General features: G+C 57.6%; 16 protein-coding genes. 12 read left to right on the top strand and 4 right to left on the bottom strand.

The window, feature by feature from the left end; genetic code table 11:
- Positions 1-79: 79 nt before the first annotated feature.
- Positions 80-1,423: a ferredoxin reductase family protein gene (locus ACVDG4_RS02085; RefSeq protein ID WP_447233848.1), complete on the bottom strand. Its 1,344-nt coding sequence runs from the start codon at positions 1,421-1,423 to the stop codon at positions 80-82.
- A 212-nt stretch (positions 1,424-1,635) separates the two neighbouring features.
- Between ACVDG4_RS02085 and ACVDG4_RS02080 the strand changes: the two genes are divergently transcribed.
- The 3 genes from ACVDG4_RS02080 (at position 1,636) to ACVDG4_RS02070 (ending at position 3,956) form a co-directional block, all read left to right on the top strand.
- Complete coding sequence (locus ACVDG4_RS02080; protein WP_306148549.1) at positions 1,636-2,112, top strand: hypothetical protein; 477 nt, start codon at positions 1,636-1,638, stop codon at positions 2,110-2,112.
- Positions 2,113-2,339: 227 nt separating this feature from the next.
- A complete protein-coding gene (locus ACVDG4_RS02075; RefSeq protein ID WP_447233847.1) occupies positions 2,340-3,125 on the top strand; it encodes a substrate-binding periplasmic protein in 786 nt (261 codons plus the stop codon).
- Positions 3,126-3,200: 75 nt separating this feature from the next.
- Positions 3,201-3,956 carry a substrate-binding periplasmic protein gene (locus ACVDG4_RS02070; RefSeq protein WP_447233846.1) on the top strand — a complete coding sequence of 252 codons (756 nt, stop codon included), beginning with the start codon at positions 3,201-3,203 and terminating at the stop codon, positions 3,954-3,956.
- A gap of 50 nt (positions 3,957-4,006) precedes the next feature.
- On the opposite strand, the gene ACVDG4_RS02065 is transcribed toward ACVDG4_RS02070, so the two are convergent.
- The gene (locus tag ACVDG4_RS02065; RefSeq protein ID WP_447233845.1) at positions 4,007-4,372 is read right to left on the bottom strand and encodes a VOC family protein; all 366 of its coding nucleotides are present in this window, start codon (positions 4,370-4,372) and stop codon (positions 4,007-4,009) included.
- 233 nt (positions 4,373-4,605) lie between these two features.
- On the opposite strand from ACVDG4_RS02065, the gene ACVDG4_RS02060 reads away from it, so the two are divergent.
- The gene (locus ACVDG4_RS02060; protein WP_447233844.1) at positions 4,606-5,328 is read left to right on the top strand and encodes a hypothetical protein; all 723 of its coding nucleotides are present in this window, start codon (positions 4,606-4,608) and stop codon (positions 5,326-5,328) included.
- Positions 5,329-5,360: 32 nt separating this feature from the next.
- Here ACVDG4_RS02060 and bmt read toward each other — a convergent pair whose 3' ends face one another.
- Positions 5,361-6,392 (bottom strand): betaine--homocysteine S-methyltransferase, encoded by a 1,032-nt coding sequence (gene bmt, locus ACVDG4_RS02055; RefSeq protein WP_447233843.1) that lies wholly within the window; start codon positions 6,390-6,392, stop codon positions 5,361-5,363.
- 193 nt (positions 6,393-6,585) lie between these two features.
- Entirely contained in the window at positions 6,586-9,147 is a 2,562-nt protein-coding gene (locus tag ACVDG4_RS02050) for a GcvT family protein (protein WP_447233842.1), read from the bottom strand.
- 350 nt (positions 9,148-9,497) lie between these two features.
- On the opposite strand from ACVDG4_RS02050, the gene ACVDG4_RS02045 reads away from it, so the two are divergent.
- From ACVDG4_RS02045 to ACVDG4_RS02010, 8 genes are all read left to right on the top strand, one after another.
- Entirely contained in the window at positions 9,498-11,039 is a 1,542-nt protein-coding gene (locus ACVDG4_RS02045) for a trimethylamine methyltransferase family protein (RefSeq protein ID WP_447233841.1), read from the top strand.
- Between the two features lie 18 nt (positions 11,040-11,057).
- The gene (locus ACVDG4_RS02040) at positions 11,058-11,426 is read left to right on the top strand and encodes a GFA family protein (protein WP_447233840.1); all 369 of its coding nucleotides are present in this window, start codon (positions 11,058-11,060) and stop codon (positions 11,424-11,426) included.
- A gap of 149 nt (positions 11,427-11,575) precedes the next feature.
- Positions 11,576-12,745 (top strand): AGE family epimerase/isomerase, encoded by a 1,170-nt coding sequence (locus tag ACVDG4_RS02035; RefSeq protein ID WP_447233839.1) that lies wholly within the window; start codon positions 11,576-11,578, stop codon positions 12,743-12,745.
- Between the two features lie 133 nt (positions 12,746-12,878).
- Positions 12,879-13,790, top strand: a complete 912-nt coding sequence (gene folD / locus ACVDG4_RS02030; RefSeq protein WP_447233838.1) for a bifunctional methylenetetrahydrofolate dehydrogenase/methenyltetrahydrofolate cyclohydrolase FolD — start codon at positions 12,879-12,881, stop codon at positions 13,788-13,790.
- Between the two features lie 190 nt (positions 13,791-13,980).
- A complete protein-coding gene (locus ACVDG4_RS02025; RefSeq protein ID WP_447233837.1) occupies positions 13,981-15,966 on the top strand; it encodes an autotransporter assembly complex protein TamA in 1,986 nt (661 codons plus the stop codon).
- A 5-nt stretch (positions 15,967-15,971) separates the two neighbouring features.
- Positions 15,972-20,315 carry a translocation/assembly module TamB domain-containing protein gene (locus tag ACVDG4_RS02020; protein WP_447233836.1) on the top strand — a complete coding sequence of 1,448 codons (4,344 nt, stop codon included), beginning with the start codon at positions 15,972-15,974 and terminating at the stop codon, positions 20,313-20,315.
- 160 nt (positions 20,316-20,475) lie between these two features.
- Complete coding sequence (locus ACVDG4_RS02015) at positions 20,476-20,919, top strand: helix-turn-helix domain-containing protein (protein ID WP_133947066.1); 444 nt, start codon at positions 20,476-20,478, stop codon at positions 20,917-20,919.
- Between the two features lie 185 nt (positions 20,920-21,104).
- Complete coding sequence (locus tag ACVDG4_RS02010) at positions 21,105-22,562, top strand: NAD-dependent succinate-semialdehyde dehydrogenase (protein ID WP_447233835.1); 1,458 nt, start codon at positions 21,105-21,107, stop codon at positions 22,560-22,562.
- The last annotated feature ends 4 nt before the right edge of the window (positions 22,563-22,566 follow it).

The raw sequence follows: 22,566 nt of genomic DNA, 5'->3' as shown, positions 1-22,566 counted from the left end.
CTTGCAATCGTTGTATCTCTTTGACTTACGTAAACGTCAAAGCAGTTCTGATGCAAGTGTGTTCGCGGGATAGACCGTCTTATTCAGCAGGTTCGGTTTTTCTGGAAACCCGTTTTTCCACTTCATAGATACCGCGCTCCCAAAGCCACACGGCAAGCGCCTGGAGACCAATTCCGGTGCGCATCTCAAATTCTTCAAAGTGGAATCTGGAGGCCTTGAGCCCTTTGAGAACCAGACCGGATTTGAGCGCCTTGCGCATAGGCACGGGCCCGCAGAAGAAGACATGCGCATTTGTGGTATTGCCTCCGAGGTCGGACACGATGCGGTCCGAAGTCAGCCGGATGCCTTCTGCGGAGTTCACGTTGATCAGCTCCAGCGTATCCACCTCCTCAGCCAGCCGCTCCAGTTCGACTGCATAAGGAATGTCGTCCCGCTCCCGGACGCAATAATAGAGCTTTACCGGACCGGTCTCCCGGCCCTTGAGACTTTCCGCAAAGGCCAGAAACGGGGTGATACCAACACCTGCCCCAATCCACACCTGAGGATCCCGACCACGGGGCATCGAAAAATGCCCAAATGGACCCGACACGATTGCGCCCATGCCCGGCTGAACCGTTCTTTGCAGCCGATCGGTATAATCACCAAGATCCTTGATGGAGAACCGCAGAACCCGATCGTCTGTCGGCGCACCGCTGAGCGTAAAGGGGTGCTCCTCCCCCAGTCCGTTACCATCGATCGACAGAAACGCAAATTGCCCCGGCTTATGCCGCATCCCGCGCCCCTTGGGCACCAAGACCAGCTCCGTCAACCCGCCGGCCCGACGGACAAGATCCACTTCATATCTGTGACCACGTGGTGCCATCGGGCGAACGACAGACATCCAGATATAGGAAACTATTCCTAGGCCGCAGAATGCCGAAACATAGAGCCCAAGCGGGTCGAGGTTGGAAAAGGGCTTTGCAATGAAGAAGAAATGAAATGCTCCGAGAAAGAAGAACAACCCGATGATGCGGTGGCTCCATTTCCAGAGGTGATAGGGAATGAAGGTGATGACAGAGGCCAGAATCAGGATCAACAAGCCATAAAGGCTGATCTCACCGATATCTTCGGCAATTCCGGAGAGCGCTCCGCCGCGCACCCCGTTCATCTCCGCGTCAATGATGTCATGCAGCCCCATGGCGACAAGCGCCATGACACCCAGCCACTTGTGCAGCACGTACATCCGGTCAAGCGGACCAAAGACGATCTCCAAACCCGGGGCCCTCGTGGCGACAAATTGATTGATGCCCATCAGGATGAGAGCGGCGGAGCCAAGAAATTGGCTGAACAAGGCAACCGGGTCCCGCTCGGAGGCGATCGGCACAAACCAATAAACCGGTATCAGAACCGCAAGTGCAATGAGGACAAGGCCGAGGGGGCGCATTGGGGAATTCCGTTTTCTTGGCTTTTGGCTCAGCAAAACGCGAGGGCAGATGCACTCTGCCTTAGAAGAGCTCCATGACGGTGGCAAGACCGACCGCGGGCCAACAAAAGATTATCGGACTGATTTTCTGGTATTTATATAAAACGTTTATCGACACCTGGCAGGCACTTGGTGACCCAACGCTTGGTCAAAACTCATCTGGAGGCATGCACATGACACGATACGGCCTTATCGCAGCTTTGACCGCCAGCATGCTTGCAAGTGCGGCGCATGGCGAAGACTGGACATATCTGGATGACCGGTCGACACCTCAAAAACTGGTTGAAAGCTATTATTATGCGATCAGCAACCAGCTTTATGTTCAAGCTTACAGCTATTTTCAAACGGACATGGCGCCCAAGGATTTCAAGTCCTGGTCGGAAGGTTATGCGGACACCAAAAGTGTTGAAGTGACGTTCGGCCCGACCGAGCCTGATCCGGGTGCCGGTCAGATCTATTGGGGCCTTCCGGTCGCACTCAACACCACCAAGACCGACGGCTCAACTGTCATTTTCTCAGGCTGTTACACGATTCACATGGCAAATCTTGGAATGCAGACAGAACCACCCTTTCAGCCAATGGGGATCGTCGAAGCATCGCTTAAGGAAACGGACGTTCCTTTTGAAAAGGCCGCCCCTCAAAAGTGCTGAGCTTTGACTTCAAAGGGCGTAAGAGACAAGGCGAACACCTTCATCTAGTCATTTCCGCGTATCATTCTGAAATACATGACTTTCTTGGAGTGCTAAGCGACCAGCTCAAGGTTTCATAAATAGTGATGTGATTCAAAAGCGCTGCGAACTGCGACGTAAACCAAATTTAATTCAAAATCTATCGAAACTGCTTGTCCAACTCATGACGTGGACTGCGGATCGATAGCATGGCGACAGGATATGTGTTCCGGAAGTTTGTTCTTTCTGCAGCGTTCTCGCTGGCCCTAATCCTGTCCGCCGCCGCAACGCCTTTGCAACTCGTAACGCTTCAATATCCGCCTTACGAGTATCAGGATGGCGACAAGGTAGACGGCATCGTCGTCCGCTTGCTGCACCACGCTTTTGAACAGCTGGGACGGGACATAGAAATTACGGTCCTTCCATGGAAGCGCGCTCAACTCATGGCCAAAAAAGGCCAAGTCGACGGCATATTCACCGTATATGAGACCACTGAGCGGCTGAAGTACCTCGACTATTCCAAGAAGGTCCTTATCCCACAAACAGTCTCCTTATGGGCGCTTCGCGAAACCGAAGTTGCCTATGATGGGACCATGGAAAGCCTTGCGGATCTTTCAATCGGCCTTGTTCTTGGAGTGAGCTACGGCGAAAAAGCCGACCGGGCGCTCAAGAGCGGTGCTTTGAAACACCTGGAGTATGCGCCGGACAGCGCGCAGAACATCAAGAAACTTCTGGCAGGCCGCACATCCGTGGTCATCATGAACCGCTACGGCGCCCTGCACCATTTGCACCTTCAAGACGGCTTTGAACGGGTCAAAGAACTGACGCCCGAAATCTCTTCGGTTCCCTCCTATGTGGCCTTCTCGAAACTTCGAAATCACACGGTGCTGAGAGACCAGTTCGATCAAGTCTTGGAGACCATGATCGCCTCTGGCGACTATGCGCGGATCATCGACGACTACTTCGCGGAGAAATCGGCAAAAACGGAGTTCTAAAGTATCCGCCACTATGGCGGTTTGCGACACCCGATGCCCGCAGGCTGGGCGTCATAGCCACGGATGGAGGCACGCATGAAGCGACTGGCACACATCACTCTGATTGCGTTGGGACTGGCGTTCTGCGCGACAGCGGTCAAAGCAGAAACCGTCAGACTTGTGACCCTTGAGTACCCGCCCTACCAGTATGAGGCCGGATCTGATGCCGACGGCATCGTCGTGCGCATCCTGCGCGAGGCATTTGCCAAAATGAACGCGGACATCAGCATTGAGGTTTTGCCTTGGAAACGGTCTTTGAAGATGGTCGAGACCGGCGATGCCGATGCCATATTCACCGCCTATAAGACCGCCGAACGGGAAACCTTCCTCGACTATTCCAAAACCGTTCTGATGCCGCAAGTCGTCTCCGTTTGGGTCAACAAGGACAAGAGCGTTGCATTTGATGGCAGCATGGACAGCTTAAGTGATGTCTCGATCGGCCTCGTCGACGGGTTGAGCTACGGCGGCACGGTTGATGACGCTATCAAATCAGGTGTTTTGACGTATCTCGACTACGCCCCGGAAAGCTCCAACAACATCAAAAAGCTCATGGGTGGGCGGATCGATGCCGTCATCATGAACAAGTACGGCGCCATGCATCACCTGAAAAACCTGGGCGGTCTGGAGAAAGTCGCAGAGCTCGAGCCCGAGCTGTCTTCTGTTCCGTCCTACATTGCTTTTTCAAAAGCCAACAATCTGGCCGGTATGCGGGATGAACTCGACACCGTCCTGCAAGGCATGATCGACAACGGCGAGTATCAAAGCATCATCGACGCTTATTTCGCCCAATAACCGAATGCTCCAACCTTGCGCGGCCCCGCCCGTTCGGTGGGGCCCTTTCTTTATGCCGGTTCAAAGAGCTCGATAACGTTTCCGGATGGATCCCGGCACAGGATCTGTTTTCCGCCAGGCCCGGCGACGATGTCATTGAGGAAAGGGAGTTCTTTCTGCCTGAGCTCGGTCACAAGCGTTTCCAGATCAGCCACAATAAGGACGCAGCGGTTCCACCCTCCAGATTTCGGGACAGTTCCATCTGCCATCGGCTTTGACGCAGACGCCATTGGCCCCGCCAGCCAGAGCTCAAGATCATCGCGCTGGAGAATCGCCATCGCCGGCCCAAATTGCTGTTTCAGGTCAAATCCGAGTTGATCCCGATAGAAGGAGACGGCCTCATTGACATTCTCAACAAGATACCGGAAATGCGCCACTGAAGTCCTCCCCTCGGAATACAACCAGTAATAATAACCTAGCGCCTCATCATACGGCTGTCATTTATACCGATAATCACCGCAGACACGACTTCGTGCACTTAAAAACGATCTATCGCGTCAAGCGCGTATAATTTGACCCCACATGCTTAGCCTACATATCCTTACAATCTTTCCGTGAAGCTCGGGTGTCAATGCACCCTTTCAAATTGGAATTTCGTGAGGAACAGGAGATGCACAAAAGCAGCAGTGGCCCGCGCGCGGACCAAGTGCGCTGCGACACACTCTTCACGTACATCTTTATGCTGGTATCGTCTGCGCTGGCCACACTGGGCCCGCCGGATGCCGCGTTTTCCAGAAATCTCAGCCCGAAGTTTCCGGCCGCATACTACGCCCAACAAGGCAACAAATACTTCGACACACTGGACAGCTATGCGTCCCGCGCCTCAAAGCCCAACTATTCCACCCATGTGATCCGGTGGGAGTGGCCTCCCTGGCTGTACCTGACCGGTCACAAGGACCACTGGATGACGATGGACCGGTTGCTTGTGCTCTATCCGACGCGCGTCCTGAACCGGGACTGCCGTAGTTTTAAGGTCCAACCCTTTAGCCGGTGCCGGGTCACTTTCCACTATGAGTGGATCGATTCCTATGTCGATATTTATCAGGAGTTCACCTTCAACGATTACGGGCAAATCACCTTCATCGAAGCTTGGACCGATGAAGCCGGTTTTCTCCCGATGAATGCAACAATTGACCGTTGGGCCGAGGGGAAAGCAGTGAACAGGCTGTCGACCCGCGTACCAGGCCTTGGCCGCGCTGATGGACGGTATCAAGCCATACCGCCACAGCACCTTGCCCGTGTCGACCGCGATCTGCGAAACCTGCAAATCCGTCTCCGGGTCCCGGTGATCGCATGGCTGGTCGAAAGCGTGCGGTTCACTTTCAACGCCTAAGTGATTTTGGTTCGCAGATGCCGGTCTTCCAATTAACCCCGGCGACGGCCGCGGCGGCGACCGGATCCGGCACCCTCGCCTTCTGCAGCGCGTGCGGCATCGGCTTCCTTGTTGGGCGGAGACACCAGCGGGCCAATCTCTGAAATCACCTGTTCGAGCGTCGGACGCACACCCTTTTTGTAGTCGTCAAGCGCAAGACGCATTGCCTTCAAATGGGAGGGAGACGTGCCACAACATCCACCGACAATGCGCGCTCCTGCGTCCAAAGCCATGCGGGCATAGTCCGCCATCAGTTCTGGTGTACCTGTATAGACCACCTCATCCCCCTTGATTTGGGGAATGCCGCAATTGGCCTTGGCAACGACAACCGCGTCCGGATAAGCCTCGGTGATCTCCATGATGGCCGCCAGCAAATCAGAGGCACCGACGCCGCAATTCGACCCGATGGCAACCGGCGTGCAGGCAAACTGGTCCTGCAAATCCCCTAGCCCCTTTGGCGACAGCCCCATCATGGTTTTGCCAGCCGTATCGAAACTAGCGGTGATGACCAAGGGCATATCAAAGCCTTGAGCAGCTTCCGCCGCTGCCTTCATTTCCTCAATCGCGGACATGGTTTCGACCCAGAGGACATCGACACCGCCCTCAACAAGCCCTTCGATCTGTTCCCGAAAGGCCTCAACGCCCTCTTCATAGGACAATGCGCCGAGCGGCTGGAACAGTTCGCCCGTTGGACCGATCGAACCGCCGATGAGAACGTCCCGGCCAGACTGTGCAATGACTTCCTTCGCAAGGTCGACCGCGGCGATATTGAGTTCCTTCACGCGGTCCTGCGCGCTGTGAAGCTTCAACCGGTGCCGGTTGCAGCCGAAGGTGTTCGTCAGAATGATGTCGGACCCGGCATCGACAAACGACTTATAAAGCGTCTTGATCTTTTGTGGTTCGTCCGTGTTCCAGAGTTCCGGCGCGTCGCCGGACACCAGCCCCATATCGAACAAGTTGGTGCCCGTTGCCCCGTCCGCCAGCAATGCACCTTTTTGAGCGAGGAAATCTTCAAACTTCGACATGTCTTTTTGGTCTTTCCGAGTCGTCTCGAGCCCGAAGGCAAATCTGAGGCCTGCAATAGCAGACCCCGCGCGGATGTCCACGCGGGGTTTTGTTTTTCCGGTTCGTCGGCTGTTCCAGCCCTGCGCCGGAAGCTAACCAGTTGTCTGATGGCCCCGGTTCAAGCCCGGGACTGCGGACCATATACGCCGCGCCTTAGCTCCGCGGTTTAGCGTTCTCCGGATCGTAGAGCGGCGCATAGCCGACACCGGCAACTTCCACCGGGTAGCTTTCGGAGAAGTACTCCACCTGAAGCTTGCGGCCGACTTCGCAGTATTCCTGCGGCAGATAGGCCAGCGCAATGTTTTTGCCGATGGTCGGGCCGTATGCGACCGAGGTGGTGTAGGAAATACGGCCCAGCTCATCGACCAGCGTCTTGCCGGTGTCCGGATCCTGAACCGGCATCGCACCGACCGGGAACCGCTCAACGCCGCTGGCATCCGTGTTTTCCTGCATGACCAACGTGCAGAGCATCGCTGGTTGCTTGTCGCGCGCACGGTATTCCAGATGCTTTTCCTTGCCGCGGAAATCGGCTTCCTTAACCTTCGGACGGGCCAGATCCGCCTCATAGAGGTTGTACTGGGTCAGAAGGTCGGCGTTTTGGAGACGCAGGGATTTTTCCAGGCGCCGGGAGTTCGCGTATGTTTCAACACCAACGGCCATGATGCCTTCCGCGCGCAGCGCGTCCCAGACAGCCAGGCCGTCTTCGTACTTCATGTGAAGTTCCCAGCCCTGCTCGCCAACGTAGGACAAGCGAAGCGCGGACACTTTCTTGCCGGCGATTTCCAGGTTGCGGATCGCGGCAAACGGGAAGTTCTCCGGATCAAGAGCCGCTGGATCGGAGACGACCTTCTTCAGGTTTTCACGGGCATTCGGACCCCAGATGCCGATGGTCGTGTACTCTTCACTGACATCGGTCACCGTGACGTCAAAACCTTTGTCTTCCGCAATGCGCTTTACATAGTGATAGTCGCGCGGCCCGGCATCGGCGCCATCAACGATCCGGCAGCGGTCTTCCATGCGGAAAATGGTGAGGTCAGCGCGGACATTGCCTTCATCATCGAGGAAGTGCGTGTAGATGCCTTTGCCGATGTTGTTGTCGCCGCCAATCTTGGCCGCGCACAGCCACTCCATCAGTGCAACATGGTCCGGACCTTCCACATCGAACATGTAGAAGTGCGACAGGTTAATGATGCCGCAGTCTTCGGAGAGCGCCAGCTGCTCGGCATTGGAAACGCGCCAGAAGTGACGGTTGTCCCACTCGTTTTCGCGGACCGGAACCTTGTTGCCGTAGTTCTCCAAAAGGTGCTCATTGGCCGCGTAGCCGTGCGCCCGCTCCCAGCCGCCAAGCTCCATGAAGTATCCGCCAAGCTCCACCTCACGCTCATAGAACGGCGAGCGCTTGATGTTGCGTGATCCGGCATAAGGCTCGCGCGGGTGGATTGCCGGGAAGTAGATCTTCTGCGCCGCCTCGTAGCACCGGTCCTCGATGAACTTTTCTGTCATCTGGTGCGGATAGAAACGGGAATAATCGATACCCGCATGATCGATCTCAGTGCGGCCATCGGTCATCCAGTCGGCGATCAGCTTGCCGTAGCCCGGACCGTCCTTGACCCAGATGGCAACGCAGTACCAAAGACCGCGCACCTTCTGGCTTTCGCCGCAGGATGGACCGCCAGCGGCCGACACCTGCAACAGGCCGTTAAACGACCAAGTCTCGTTGTAGCCGAGTTCGCTGAGGATCGGGGTCAGTTCCATCGCCTTTTCAAGCGGCTCGATGACCTGCTCCAGCTCCAAGTCGCGCTGTGAGGGAGACAGGCGCGCCTCTTCCTTGGACTGAAGATCACGCGGGTGGCACATGCGCGGATTTGTGGTCTCGTAGTAGCCCCACTCGATTTGGCCGCCTTCGGTGGTTTTCGGATCGCCCGTATCGCGCATATAGGCGGAGTTGCCTTGGTCGCGAAGCAGCGGATAACCAATGTCCTTGCCGGTTCCCTCAAATTCGTTAAACGGACCGAAGAATGTCAGCGGGTGGTCCACCGGCATGACCGGCAGATCTTCACCCACCATGTTTGCGATCAGGCGGCCCCAGAGACCGGCACAGACGACAACATGATCGGCCGTGATCGTGCCGCGGTGGGTTTTCACACCGGTGATCTTGCCGTCCTCGACAATCAGGGACTGCGCCGGTGTGTTGGCGAAGGATTTCAGCTTGCCGCTTTCAACGCCCATGTCGACAAGCCGACCGGACAGCGCCTGGGACCGCGGCACAACAAGACCGGCGTCCGGGTCATAAAGGCCGCCCTGAACCTGATCTTCCTCGATCAGCGGGAACATTTCCTTGATTTCGGAGGGTGTGACGAGGCGGACATTGGTGCCAAATGCCTTGCCAGAGGTTACCTTGCGCTTGATTTCCTCCATCCAGGCATCGTCGCCGGTCCGGGCAATTTCCAGCCCGCCGACGCGCTCGTAGGCGCCCATCTTGTCGAAGAAATCGACGGAATAGAGCGAGGTCCATGTGGACAAGAAGTCGTGGCTGGTGGTGTAGCAGAAGTCTGAAGCGTGGGCGGTGGAGCCGACGTCGGTTGGAATGCCAGACTTGTCGATGCCGACAATGTCCGTCCAGCCGCGCTCGATCAGGTGATGCGCAACCGAAGCGCCGACGATGCCGCCGAGACCAACTATGACGACCTGTGCCTTGTCAGGAAAAGCTGACATGTTTCATTCCTCTTCAAAAGGCAGGAAGCGCTGTGCTTAAACGCGCTCCCCTCCGCTTGTCCCATCCACGAAGGATATTCTTCTGCACCCCGGAGCCATTGCCCCGCCGATTTGGCCGCCAGTATTGCGACACTCCGGAGGGCAAAGTAGCTCAATTGCGTCATGGGAGCATGTTGCGACGACACGCAGCAGAATTTCAGCCCGGCAAACCGCCGCCGTCCGACGCAGGGGCCGGAACCGCCGCAATGACGGAATTAGGGCATGATAGGACGCATCCGCACCAAGATCGCTGGCCAAGCCCTCTAAGACTTGACATAACGACACAAATTTTCTGTTCAGGGAGCCCCACAATGTCAGACGCCGCCGTCAGCACCGGCCGCCGTGGCCGATCCGCCCGCCGCGAAAGACGCACCGCCACGTCCGGAGGCGTCGGCGCTCCTTATATCAGCCGTGGCATTCCGAATTACGAAGTGCTGAGCGACGAGAGCGCGGCCACCATTGAGGCCAACGCGGATCGCATCCTTGCTGAGATCGGATTGGAGTTCCGCGAGGATCCGGACGTTCTGAACATCTGGAAGATTGCCGGCGCAGAGGTTGACGGCGAGCGGGTTCGCTTTCCAAAAGGCATGCTGCGCGAGATCCTGAAAACGGCTCCGTCGCAGTTCACCCAGCATGCCCGTAATCCGGCACGCAATGTGGAAATCGGCGGCAATAATCTTGTATTTGCCCCGGTCTACGGGCCTCCTTTCGTTACCGACCTTGACCAGGGCCGCCGCTACGGCACGATCGACGACTTCCGCAACTTCGTGAAGCTCGCCTATATGTCCCCATGGATGCACCATTCTGGCGGCACCGTGTGTGAGCCGGTAGACCTGCCGGTCAACAAGCGTCATTTTGATATGGTCTATTCCCATATCAAATATTCCGACAAGCCGTTCATGGGATCCGTCACAGCCCCGGAACGTGCAGAAGATTCGGTTCGAATGGCCCAGATCACGTTCGGCGAAGACTTCGTCGACCAGAACTGCGTGATGATCCAGTTGATCAATGCCAACTCCCCACTAGTGTTCGACGCAACCATGCTGGGCGCGCTCAAGGTCTACGCCCGGAACAATCAAGCCTGTATCGTCTCGCCGTTTATTCTGGCCGGTGCGATGAGCCCGGTGACCGTTGCCGGCACTCTCGCTCAGGTTCTGGCCGAAGCACTGGCCGGCTGCGCGCTTACCCAGCTGATCCGCCCAGGCGCTCCGGTCGTCTTCGGTGCTTTCGTGAGCTCCATCTCCATGCAGTCCGGTGCGCCGACTTTCGGGAGCCCGGAAGGCTCGCTCCTTTTGAACGGCGCAGCAAAGCTTGCCCGCCGCGCAGGTCTTCCGTTCCGCTCCGGCGGCTCGTTCACCGCATCCAAATTGCCGGATGCCCAGTCCGCTCAAGAATCAGCCCAAACGATTACCGCGACCGTTCAGGGCGGCGTGAACTTCTGCCTGCACGCAGCTGGGTGGCTCGAAGGCGGCCTTTGCTCGTCCTATGAAAAGTTCATCATGGATGCCGATCAGCTCGGCATGATGCACGTCTTGGCCAAAGGCATCGATGTCAACGACGAGTCGCTCGCGATGGACGCTTTGGAAGAAGTCGGTCCCGGAGGCCACTTCCTGGGCGCAGCTCACACACAGCGCAATTTCGAGAGCGCGTTCTACCGGTCCAGCGTTGCGGACAACAATTCCTATGAGCAGTGGCTCGCGGACGGTGAACTGGACGCGGCAAAACGGGCCAACAAGATCTGGAAAGAGCAGCTTGCGGCTTATACAGGCCCTGCTCTCGATCCGGCCATCGACGAAGCACTGCTGGACTTCATGGCAGAGCGCAAATCGTCCTTCCCGGACAGCAACGTTTAAATCGCCCGGAGTGACACGATGAAAGGCAGCTGTCTTTGTGGTCGTGTCACCTATGAAGTAACGGGGCCATTGCGCCCCGTTATTGCCTGCCATTGCGTCCAGTACCGCAAGACATCCGGTCATTTTGTCGCCGCCACACAGGCGGCGAAGAAAGACCTCCACATTCAGGGCGAAGACAATCTGACCTGGTTTCAATCATCCGACAGCGCTCGCCGTGGTTTTTGTGCAGCCTGCGGAAGCCAGCTCTTCTGGGAGCCGGACGGCCAAGGCGTTGTGTCGATTATGGCCGGCACACAGGACGGCCCCACCGGCCTTCAGATCAGCCATCACATTCACTGTGAGACCAAGGGAGATTACTACCTGTTACCGGAACCTGCTTCTGAGTAAGCGTCTTCAGCGCCGTCTTATCGGCAAGGGAAACGCGAAAAACGCATTGATCAGATTACCGGTTTGCTTGTTTGCCACGTTGGTCTAACCTGCCGCCCACTCCTGCCAGCAGGTCCTGCAAAATGCACCCGGTAACGTGATAGGTGACCATGTCCTCTGAAACCGCGCACGTCCAAAAACTCGCCGATGACCTGACACTTTGGCTAACGCAGGACGCATTGCCGGCCTGGCAAGCGGGCGGCATGAATTCAGACACTGGCGAGTGTTACGAAACCATAGACCTTGCAACCCAGCAAGGCGTGCCCAAAGACCGCCGGGCGCGTGTTATTCCACGGCAAATCTACTCGTTTCTTGAAGGGGCCCGGCTTGGCTGGACGGGCCCGTCGGAGAGCATTGCCACCCGGCTCTGGGCCTGGTTTTCGGACACCTACCGGATGCCGGACGGCACCTTTGCGGCCACCGCGGCCATGGACAACACCCTGACCGATGCGCGCTTCGATCTCTATAATCAGGCGTTCGTGCTTTTTGCCTTGGCCCACATGGCCGACAAGATCCCGGCCTGCGCAAGCAGCGCCGAAGCAGATGCAAAGTCACTCGTTGAGGTATTAGTCAAGAGCTACAAGCACCCAGTAATCGGGTTCCGGGAGGACAATCCGGACCGCATCCCTCTGCGCGCAAATCCCCATATGCACCTGTTTGAAGCTGCAATGGCTTGGGAAAGCGTCTCCAACGACCCGATGTGGTCGGGTATGGCGGATGAGTTGGCCGAGCTGGCTCTTACCAAACTGATCGACCCGGTGAACGGCGGATTGCGCGAATTTTTCGATCTTCACTGGGGCCCTTTGCCCGGCGACGAAGGACGGATATTGGAGCCTGGACATCATTTTGAATGGGCTTGGCTGCTGGTCCGGTGGGGCACAAGCCGGGCCGACGCGGATGCACTTGTCGCAGCCAGGCGGCTCTATGACATCGGCTGGACCTACGGCATTGACGAAAGCCGCGGCGCGACCTTCATGTCGATCAATGACGACTTTAGCGTGCGCGACCCAGTCGCACGGCTCTGGGGGCAGACGGAATGGATCAAGGCCGCCATTGCCTTGGCCGGGATATCGGTTGGCGCGGAACGCGAGGCCTATACGGCCGACATTTCGCTCTCGGTTGCAGCGCTTACGGCTTATTTTGAGGACGTGCCCGCTGGCCTATACCGGGACAAGTGGCATGTTGACGGCTCGTTTGAAGACGAGGCCGCACCTGCCAGTTCGCTCTATCACATCGTCTGCGCAATTTCGGAACTGAACGCCTTCGCCAAGTCGCTGTGACTGCGACTTGAACATGAATGGCGAATGCAGAGCACGATAAGACGTTTTCCGCATTTTACAGAAGAGACGGGCGCTCTATAGCTGAGCACCGGATAGGAATAGAAAACCGATCTCAGGTTCAAAGGGAGGCGGAATGCCACAAGCTCAAATCATTGACGGAAAAGCTATTGCAGAATCCGTGCGTGGTGAGATTACCGAACGCGCAGCAAAGCTTCTGAGCGAAACCGGCAAACGCCCCGGCCTTGCGGTTGTTCTTGTCGGAGAAGATCCGGCAAGCCAGGTCTATGTGCGGAACAAGGACCGTGCCGCCGAAGCCTGTGGCTTTCATTCCGTGAAGCACACCATGCCTGCCGACTCCAGCGAAGACGCAGTGCTTGGCATGGTCGATCAGCTGAACAACGACCCGGATATTCACGGCATCCTCGTGCAGCTTCCCCTGCCCGGCCATATCGATGAAAGCAAGGTTCTGCGCCTGATCAAGCCGGAAAAGGATGTCGACGGCTTTCACCCGATCAATGTTGGCCTTCTGACCGCCGGCGAACGCGACAGTGCGCTCGTCCCCTGCACGCCTGCGGGCAGCCTTGTGCTGTTGAAGCGCACCCTCGGCGACACTTTGACCGGCAAAAATGCTGTTGTCGTCGGCCGGTCGAACATCGTCGGAAAGCCGATGGCTTCGCTGCTGCTGCAGGAAAGCTGCACCGTCACCATTGCCCATAGCCGCACCAAAGATCTGCCCGACGTTGTCCGCGCAGCCGACATTGTCGTTGCAGCCGTCGGACGGCCGGAGATGATCAAGGGCGACTGGATCAAACCGGGGGCCACAGTGATTGATGTTGGCATCAACCGGATCCCGGCACCGGAAAAGGGTGAAGGCAAAAGCCGTCTTGTCGGCGATGTCGCCTTTGACGAAGCCGCAGAACACGCCGGCGCCATCACGCCTGTACCTGGCGGCGTCGGACCGATGACGATTGCCATGTTGATGGTCAACACGCTAACCGCCGCCCGACGGCTCATGGGCCTACCGGAAGACGAGCCGCTTTTTTAGCTGTTCCGTTAGGTCAAACCGCCGCCTTGCATTCGGCCTGCCGCCATGGTCTATCAATGTTGACAGCCTCTTAACCATGGCCAACTAAGCTGCGCCATGTAGGGACTGCAGTTGCAGATAAGTTGATGGCATGACAAAGGACGCTAAGTGCTTGGTCATGCCGACTTTAAACCTGAACAGGCGGCAGTGAGTGAAGGGTCTACCGTCTCAAGCGTCCGGACATGTCCGGCGCCTGCGCTCAAGCGCAAGAGATGCGCGCGTAAACACCAAGAACGCGGCACCCTTTCTGCTGTCCACTTCTTCACTGCTAGTTCTCAGCGTTGTAGCTCCGCTCGTGTTGGCGCCACAACCCGCACACGCATTTGAAATCTTCGGCTGGAAGTTCTTTGAGAACGGCAAGGAAGAAGAGGCCGCCGTCCCGGATCCCATCGCCTATGAGGCAGAGGTTGCTGTATCTGAGCGCAGTGATGCTGATCTGACCAAGGAAATGACCGCCACGTCGCTTCTGGTTCAGCAAGTGAAGAAACCGCCCTCGGGTGAAGCTGGGTTGATCGCCCGGTCCTTGTCGGACCGGGAACGTTTGATCGCCCGCCTTTATGCCGATGGGCGCTACGGCGGCACAGTTAGTATTTCCCTCAATGGACTGCCGCTTGAAAGCGCGCTTGAACGCGCCGGCTTGCCGGACGGGCGGCCTGTTCAAGTCAAGATCCTGGTGGACCCGGGTCCGGCTTTCACATTCGGCACTGTCACAGTACAAAGCCCCGGCGGCGAACTCTCGACCGATCCTGCTTTCTGGGGTCTTGCTCCCGGAGAGCCAGCAGGCTCCGGCAAAATTCTGAGTGCCGAGCGCCGAATAGTCACGATGTTGCGTGGACGCGGCTATCCGGAGGCGAAAATCGCAGAGCGCCGGATTACGGCGGACCACAGCTCCCATCGATTGGACGTCGCTTTGATCGCAGATGCCGGTCCGCAGGCAAGGTTCGGCAAGGTATCGGTCTCGGGCACCGAAGTTACAAAGCCGGAGTTTGTGGTCCAGCAGGCGATGATCCCGGAAGGAGGCATCTATTCGCCCGAAGACATCTCGCGCGCTCGGAAACGCTTGAACGACCTCGGCATCTTTTCCTCCATACGGTTTGTAGAAGGCGACATTGCAAGACCGGATGGCACCTTGCCGATCACCATCCAGGTTACCGAGCGCAAACGCCATGTCATCGGTGCGGGCGCGTCCTGGTCCAGTACCGAAGGCTTCAGCGCGGAAGCCTATTGGCGCCGACGCAATTTGTTTGGCGGGGGGGAAACCCTGTCGGTCGAAGGCTCGATTGGCCGGATCGGGTCCGAGAGCATTGCCAACCAGGAATACTCCGCCCGCATTGCATTTGAAAAACCCGGTGTTTTCGGCCCTCTCACCAGCTTCACGACAAGCCTTGAAGCCAAGCAGGAAAACCCGGATGCCTACATCAGCCGGACGCTGACCTATGACACATTCCTGAGCCGGGAGTTCAGCGAGCAGATCAAGGGCCGGGCCGGCTTTGAAATCCAGTACGCCGACGAAGAAGACGCATTTGGCGACAACCAATATCTTCTGGTCGGGCTTCCGGCTGATCTGACCTTCGACAACCGGGACGACAAGCTAAACCCGTCAAAGGGTGTCTTTGCCGCCCTTTTTGGTGAACCGGCCTATGATGCCAAGAACGGCAACGGAATGGGTTTCCTCCAAGGAACCGTTTCAAGCTACTACGCCCTGGATGAAGCAAAACGCTTTATTCTTGCCGGCAAGCTGTCCGCCGGATCAATCATCGCGCCGTCTGTGTCGGCCGTCCCAGCGAACCGCCGTCTCATTGCAGGCGGCGGCGGGTCAATCCGCGGCTACGCCTACCGGAACGTTGGCCCGCGGCTAAATGGTGAAGTTGTCGGTGGGCGCTCGCTCATCGAAATGTCCGGCGAAGTCCGCGTCAGGATCACCGAGACCATCGGCGTCGTCGGTTTTGTCGATGCGGGCAATGCGTACGAAGATACCATTCCTGATTTTTCTGACGGCCTGAAGATAGGCGTGGGCGCTGGACTGCGTTACTTTACGCCCATAGGTCCCCTGCGAGTCGATGCGGCCGTCCCGCTCGACCCGGAACAGGACGACCCGAGTTTTGCCCTTTATGTTGGACTAAGCCAGGCCTTCTAACGCCGATGCGTTTTGTAAATCTAGCCCTGAGGATCATTGGACTGCTGGTCGCACTGGCGGTCGCAATCCCAGTTGTCGCTATCGCGATCCTGCAATTCCCGGCAGGTCGGACACTCGTGTCCAACATGGTGAGCGATCTTGCATCCTCACCGGCCCAAACCATCTCTGTCGAAGACCTTTATCTTGGGTTTGACCTCGACCTTTCGGCCAAACGCATTGCGCTCGGCGATGACTTGGGCACCTGGCTCGAGGCGGATGATTTAAGCGTTTCATGGTCTCCGCTTCAGCTCATCTCCGGCACATTGCAAGTCAATGACATCTCCGCCTCCCGGGTCGACCTGAACCGGCTTCCCGCAGCTTCGGAAGAGACGCAGCCCGCCGAAAGCACCGATGAAACAGGATCATCTTTCGCGCTCCCTCTTGATGTTGCACTCGGATCGCTCAGCATTTCGGAGATAAATCTCGGCGAGCCCCTTCTCGGGACCCCAATTGCATTGGCATTGACCGGCTCAGGCGGTGCCGCGATGGATCCGGCGATCTTTTCGGCCAACCTGGACGTCCGGCGGATCGACGGTGTGGACGCGCACTTCTCCGCAAAAGCAGAGTTCGCCCCCTCGGAAGAAACCCTGGCCTTTGACATAAAGGTGTCCGAACCGCGCGGTGGTTTGGCAGCCCGGTTGCTTGATGTTCCAGACCTTCCGGCCCTCGGTCTTGAGCTGACCGGCAGCGGCCCGCTCAATGAATGGGCCGCGGATCTCAGCATCGCTCTTGATGGACGCCAGACGGTTTCCGGTACGGCCAAGCTTGCCGAAACTGCGGCGGCCCGCCACTTGACCTTCAACCTTGACGGCGACCTCGCCCCATTGGCGCCGCCCGAAGCGCATGCCTTTTTGCTGGGAACCACCAACGCCACTGGCAACGCAGATTTCACATTGGATTTCGCGCCGCAATCCGGCTCAATCAACCTGAAAACACAGACCGTTTCCCTGTCAGCCCAAGGAGCGCTTGAAAACAATCGTTTGTCGGCCGATGCAGACTTGGCTGTCAGCGCGGGCGGAGATTCTCTGATTGCACTCGATCTTGGTGACCGGCGGATTGCCTTCGGACCACTGACGGTTAAACTCTCCGCAAATGGCGACATGTCGTCGGTCGCCTGGTCAACGGACATTGGACTGGCCTCGTTCGAAACCACCGAAATTCGCGGCGGTCAAATCCAACTGGCGGCAAAGGGAAGCGGTGCAAATCTCACCCCGGACGTGCTGACGACCCCCTTTGATCTCTCCCTGACTGCTGATGGCTTGCAGGGCCTAATGACTGAAATCCAGTTTGTCACGGGTGCTTTGGCACTCAACTCCAATGGATCGGTCAATGGCGCATCGCAAACACTCAATTTGAGCGCCCTCGCCCTCACCTCCAGTTTTGTGAACCTTAATCTATCCGATACTGAGCTGGGTGCGGAAAAGGCGTCCGGCAATGGTCGGCTGACCCTGTCCGATCTAAGCCGCTTTTCACAACTCGCTGTACAAGATCTAGGCGGTGCTGTGACGGCAAGCGTGGATTTCGACATGGACCCCTCAGCGCTGGAAGGAACAGCAAATCTTCAGGCCGTCGCGCAAGATATTCGGACAGGCACGGCGCAAGCCGATGCGCTGCTCACTGGTCGAACGGACATGAAAGGCACCGTCAAACTTGCCGGTGTGGACGATGTATCGGTTGAAGATCTGACGGTGACAAACACCAATTTAACCCTGGCCGGATCTGCGGATTATGTGTCGGGTACCCTCGCTTCCGGCATCACTGTATCCCTCCCCGATCTCGCTTTGGCGGATCCGCAGTTGGGCGGCGCGCTGGACCTCAGTGCTGAAACATCCGGCCCGCTGGACCGGCTGGACATCACCGCGGATGTGAAATCCAAACAGATCCTCCTGGCCGGCACTCCTCTCGACAATCTGGAACTGGACATCGAGGCGACCGCCGATCCGTCGGCACCGTCCGCGAGCGTCAATGGGTCCGCAGACCTGAACGGGCAGACCGTCTCGGTTGATGTGGATCTCAAAAGCGCTGATGGCGCGGCGGAACTCAATCCGTTGGCCGTGAGAGTGGCGGAAAACACAATTTCCGGCGATCTTGCAGTGGCCGACTTGGAAAACCCTGTCGAGACACTGAGTGGTTCCTTGAAGATCGATGCGCCGAACCTTGCAGCGATCTCCCCCTTGGCCCTGACGGAGCTTGGCGGCCGCCTCGAAGGAACCCTTACTGCCGATCCTGATGCTGGAAAACTTCTGCTGGATCTCTCCGGTGCTGAAATCGACGTTCCTTCAGTCAACATCGGCAGTCTTCAGCTGAAAGCCGACATCGCGCGTCCCTATGATCCCAAAACGGTGTCGGCCGATCTTGTCGTGAACGATCTGATCACGGCGGCAACCCCGGTGCGCAGTGTGGCCCTGACGGCAAAGCCGCAAGGCGATGGAACGGCTCTGACCGCCGATGTAAAGCTTGAAGATGGTGCGCAAGATGGCCTCACCCTTGCAGCTGTCCTGTCCCAGCCCACTGCCACGAGTTATGCGCTCGCACTCAATCAGCTCGCGCTAAATTATGAGGGCATCGCCAGCCAGCTGAAGCAGCCTGCCACGATCACCTATGGCGATGGGACAGCCGATATCACTCCGCTGGAACTTGCGCTCGGGCAAGGATCGTTATCAATCTCAGGATCTGCCGGCGAGGCTCTGGGCCTGCAAGCCGATCTGAACGCAGTGCCCCTTTCATTGGCGAACGCTTTTGTGTCGTCGCTCGGCATCGGCGGCACTTTGACGGGAACGGTACATGCAAAAGGCAGCACATCAGCGCCGGAAGTTGACTGGGCGCTGTCCGGCAGCGGCCTAACCGCATCTCCCTTGCGGGACAATGGGCTCTCAGCCCTGGCGCTAAACTCGAACGGCACTCTGATTAACAATCAGATATCCCAAACCACGAAGGTGTCCGACGCAAACGGACTGTCTATCAGTGCCAACGGCACAGTCGGACTGACTGCACCGCAGCCGCTTTCCATCACTGTAGACGGAACCATCCCGACAGCGGCCTTGAGACGGCCACTGCTGGAGGCGGGTATCCGCGCGGAAGGCGGAATAAACTTGAACGGATCCATCGGCGGCAGTGCGCAATCTCCAGCCTATAATCTCACAGCGGCGCCATCCGGCCTCAAGGTAACCAGTCTTTCAACTGGTCTGACTGTTCAAAACATTCGCGGTTCAGCGAACGTCACCCAAGATCAAGCCTCGCTGAATGGTATCGCCGGTGATCTTGCAACAGGTGGGTCTTTGTCGGCATCTGGTACCGTCGGAATGAAAGACGGGTCGCCAGCCAATCTCAACCTTTCCCTCGATAAGGCGCGCTACATTGATCCAGGTCTGGTCAATGCTGAGGTCGACGCCAGCATTTCTGTCACCGGTCCCCTCGCCTCGACCTCCGCATCGCCGCTGATCGGCGGCACGGTGACCATCAACAAGGCAGATGTCTCCATTCCAGAGTCGCTGCCGGGGGCAATCCCCCCGGTTGATGTCCGCCACCTCAATGCGTCTGCGGCCGTCCGGCGCCAGGCTGAAGAGCTCGGCGGCGGCGACAGCGGGCGGCAAACCGAACAACGCAGCAACCCTCCACGCCTTGATGTTCTGGTATCGGCCCCTGGCCGTATCTTCATTCGCGGACGCGGCCTTGATGCAGAACTACAGGGCAACTTGAAGATTGTCGGAACAACCGCCGATCCCCAAGCCATCGGCGCGTTCACCTTGCGCCGCGGCGTGCTGGACATCCTGACCCGTCGTTTGACGTTCTCCACGGGCCGCGCCACGTTTGAAGGCAGCCTCACACCATTTCTGGAGTTTGTTGCGACCACGACCGTCAGTGACACCAACATTACGATCACGGTCACAGGCGAAGCGGATGATCCGCAGATCGCTTTCACATCCTCCCCGGAACTGCCACAGGATGAAGTCCTGGCACTTCTCTTGTTCGGCAAATCTGTCGGCAACCTGTCTGCCACTCAGATCGCCCAGCTTGGAGCGGCCGTTGCAACCCTGACCGGCGGCAGTGACAGCGGACCGCTTGCCCAGATCCGGAAGTCTCTCGGCCTCGACGCAATCGACATCGACACATCCGGCGAAGATGGACCATCGGTGTCGGTTGGCCGCTATATCAACGACAACATCTACTTGGGTGTCGAGCAAGGTGCGTCCAGCGGCTCCAGCCGTGTGAAAGTCGACATTGACCTCGACCGCGGCCTGAAGGTTCGCGGCGAAGTCGGCGCGGATGGGTCGTCGAAAGCCGGCATATTCTTTGAGCGGGAGTATTGATGGTCGTTTTTATTGCCAGTCGAAACTGTCAGACATGGCTAAACGATCACCGGCATTTTTAGCGAATACGGCTCGGATTTCCGCCACACAAATTTCTTTTTCCGACAAATCGCCGGCTTGCTGTTGCGGTCCACCGCCACAACATGCGAGGGTCCGGCCCATGACCAATCTAAAGAAAATTGAAGTTCCGCAGGAAGACGATCAGACCGTTTATCCGGCTATCGGCGCACCTGCGGACACCGGAGCCAACTACATGTCGAACAGCAGCAGCGACTACACCCTGGGAGAACGGATTTGTAAGGCACGGGATATTGCCGGACTGTCCACCGCTCAGCTCGCGCGCCGCCTCGGCATCAAAACCTCTACATTGCAAAGCTGGGAAAGCGACCGCTCCGAACCGCGGTCCAACAAACTCATCCTGCTGGCAGGCCTTTTGAACGTCAGCCCGACCTGGCTTCTTGTCGGACGCGGGTCGCCGCCTGTTGCAGAAGACACCACCGCAGATCTCGACAGCATGCGGGTCGCCCTTGATCGCATCCAGAAGCAGGCCCAGTCCCTTGCCGATGAGATCGCAACCCTGCAAAGCCGGCTTGGCGGCAGCTGATCCAGCGCAATCCCCGATCCGTTCAACGCTTCTTCGTTCACCGCTCAGACACGGCCACGCCGCGTTTGGGCGGTGAACTGTTGCAACAGTGTTTTGCCTTGCCAGACCCTTGGTGATCCGCCTATCACTTGAACAACTCAGACCGGCACTCGCCCGGTTCCTGCACCTATGTCACGGAGTTCTCTATGTCTCTCAATCCGGCGCTCTTGAAACAGCAAGTCTACATCGACGGGTCCTGGGTGGATGCCGACAGCGGCCAAACAATGGAAGTGACCAACCCGGCAACCGGAGATGTGATCGGCACCATTCCGGTCTGCGGCCGGGAGGAGACAAAATGCGCAATCGATGCGGCCCACAAGGCCATGCCGGCCTGGAAGGCCTTGACCGCAGAAGCCCGTGCCACGCTCATGCACAAGCTCTGCGATGAGATCATGGCGGTGATCGACGACTTGGCCGTATTGCTCACCACAGAAATGGGCAAACCGCTCGCCGAGGCCAAAGGCGAAATCGCTCTTGGTGTGAAATACATCCGGTTCTTTGCCGAAGAAGGCAAACGGGTCTATGGCGACACAATTCCGTCTCCGTGGCCGGACCGTCGCATCCTGGTGACCAAAGAGCCTGTCGGCGTTGTCGGCGCGATCACGCCATGGAACTTCCCGAATTCCATGATTGCCCGAAAGCTCGGCGCGGCCCTTGCAGCAGGTTGCACCATGGTGATGAAACCGGCTGAATTCACACCCTACTCCGCTCTGATTTACGGCATTCTTGCAGAAAAAGCCGGTATTCCTGCCGGTGTGGTCAACATCGTCACTGGCGACGCTCCGGCGATTGGCGAAGAAATGTGTGAAAACCCGCTCTTGAGGAAGATCACCTTCACCGGCTCGACCCGCGTCGGCAAACTGCTGGCCGGGAACGCGGGCAAGAACATGAAGAAGATCTCCATGGAGCTTGGCGGCAACGCGCCGTTCATCGTGTTCGACGATGCGGATCTGGACAAGGCCGTTGAGGGCGCAATCGCCTCGAAATTCCGCAATTCCGGCCAAACATGTGTCTGCGCCAACCGGATCTACGTGCAAGCCGGTGTTTACGATGCCTTCGCAGCCAAACTGAAAGATGCGATCGCCGCGCAACTCAAACCCGGCAATGGTCTGGAAGATGGCAGCACACAAGGTCCGTTGATCAATGAAGCAGCTCTTGAAAAGGTGGCCGACCATGTGGCCGACGCTCTTGCAAAAGGCGGTGAGCTGATCTCCGGCGGCAAGCGCAGCGACGGTCCGGGCACTTTCTACGAGCCGACACTGATTGTCGGAGCAACCGCGGACATGAAAGTCGCCAACGAAGAGACTTTCGGCCCCTTGGCAGCGCTCTTCAAATTCGAAACCGAAGAAGATGCAATCGGTTGGGCAAACGACACCGAATACGGCCTGGCCTGCTACTTCTACACCCAGGATCTCGGCCGGACCTTCCGCGTTATGGAAGCTCTGCAGTATGGCCTTGTCGGCATAAACGAAGGCGTTATCACAACTGAAGTTGCACCTTTCGGCGGCGTCAAGGATAGTGGCATCGGCAATGAAGGCTCCAAATATGGCCTCGATGACTATCTGAACATCAAATACAGCTGCCTCGGCGGCCTCGGCCTCTAAAAGC

It is taken from the genome of Roseibium sp. MB-4 (assembly GCF_053005265.1).
Note: the sequence above shows the minus strand (reverse complement) of the source record. Positions and strands in the feature narration are given on the sequence as shown.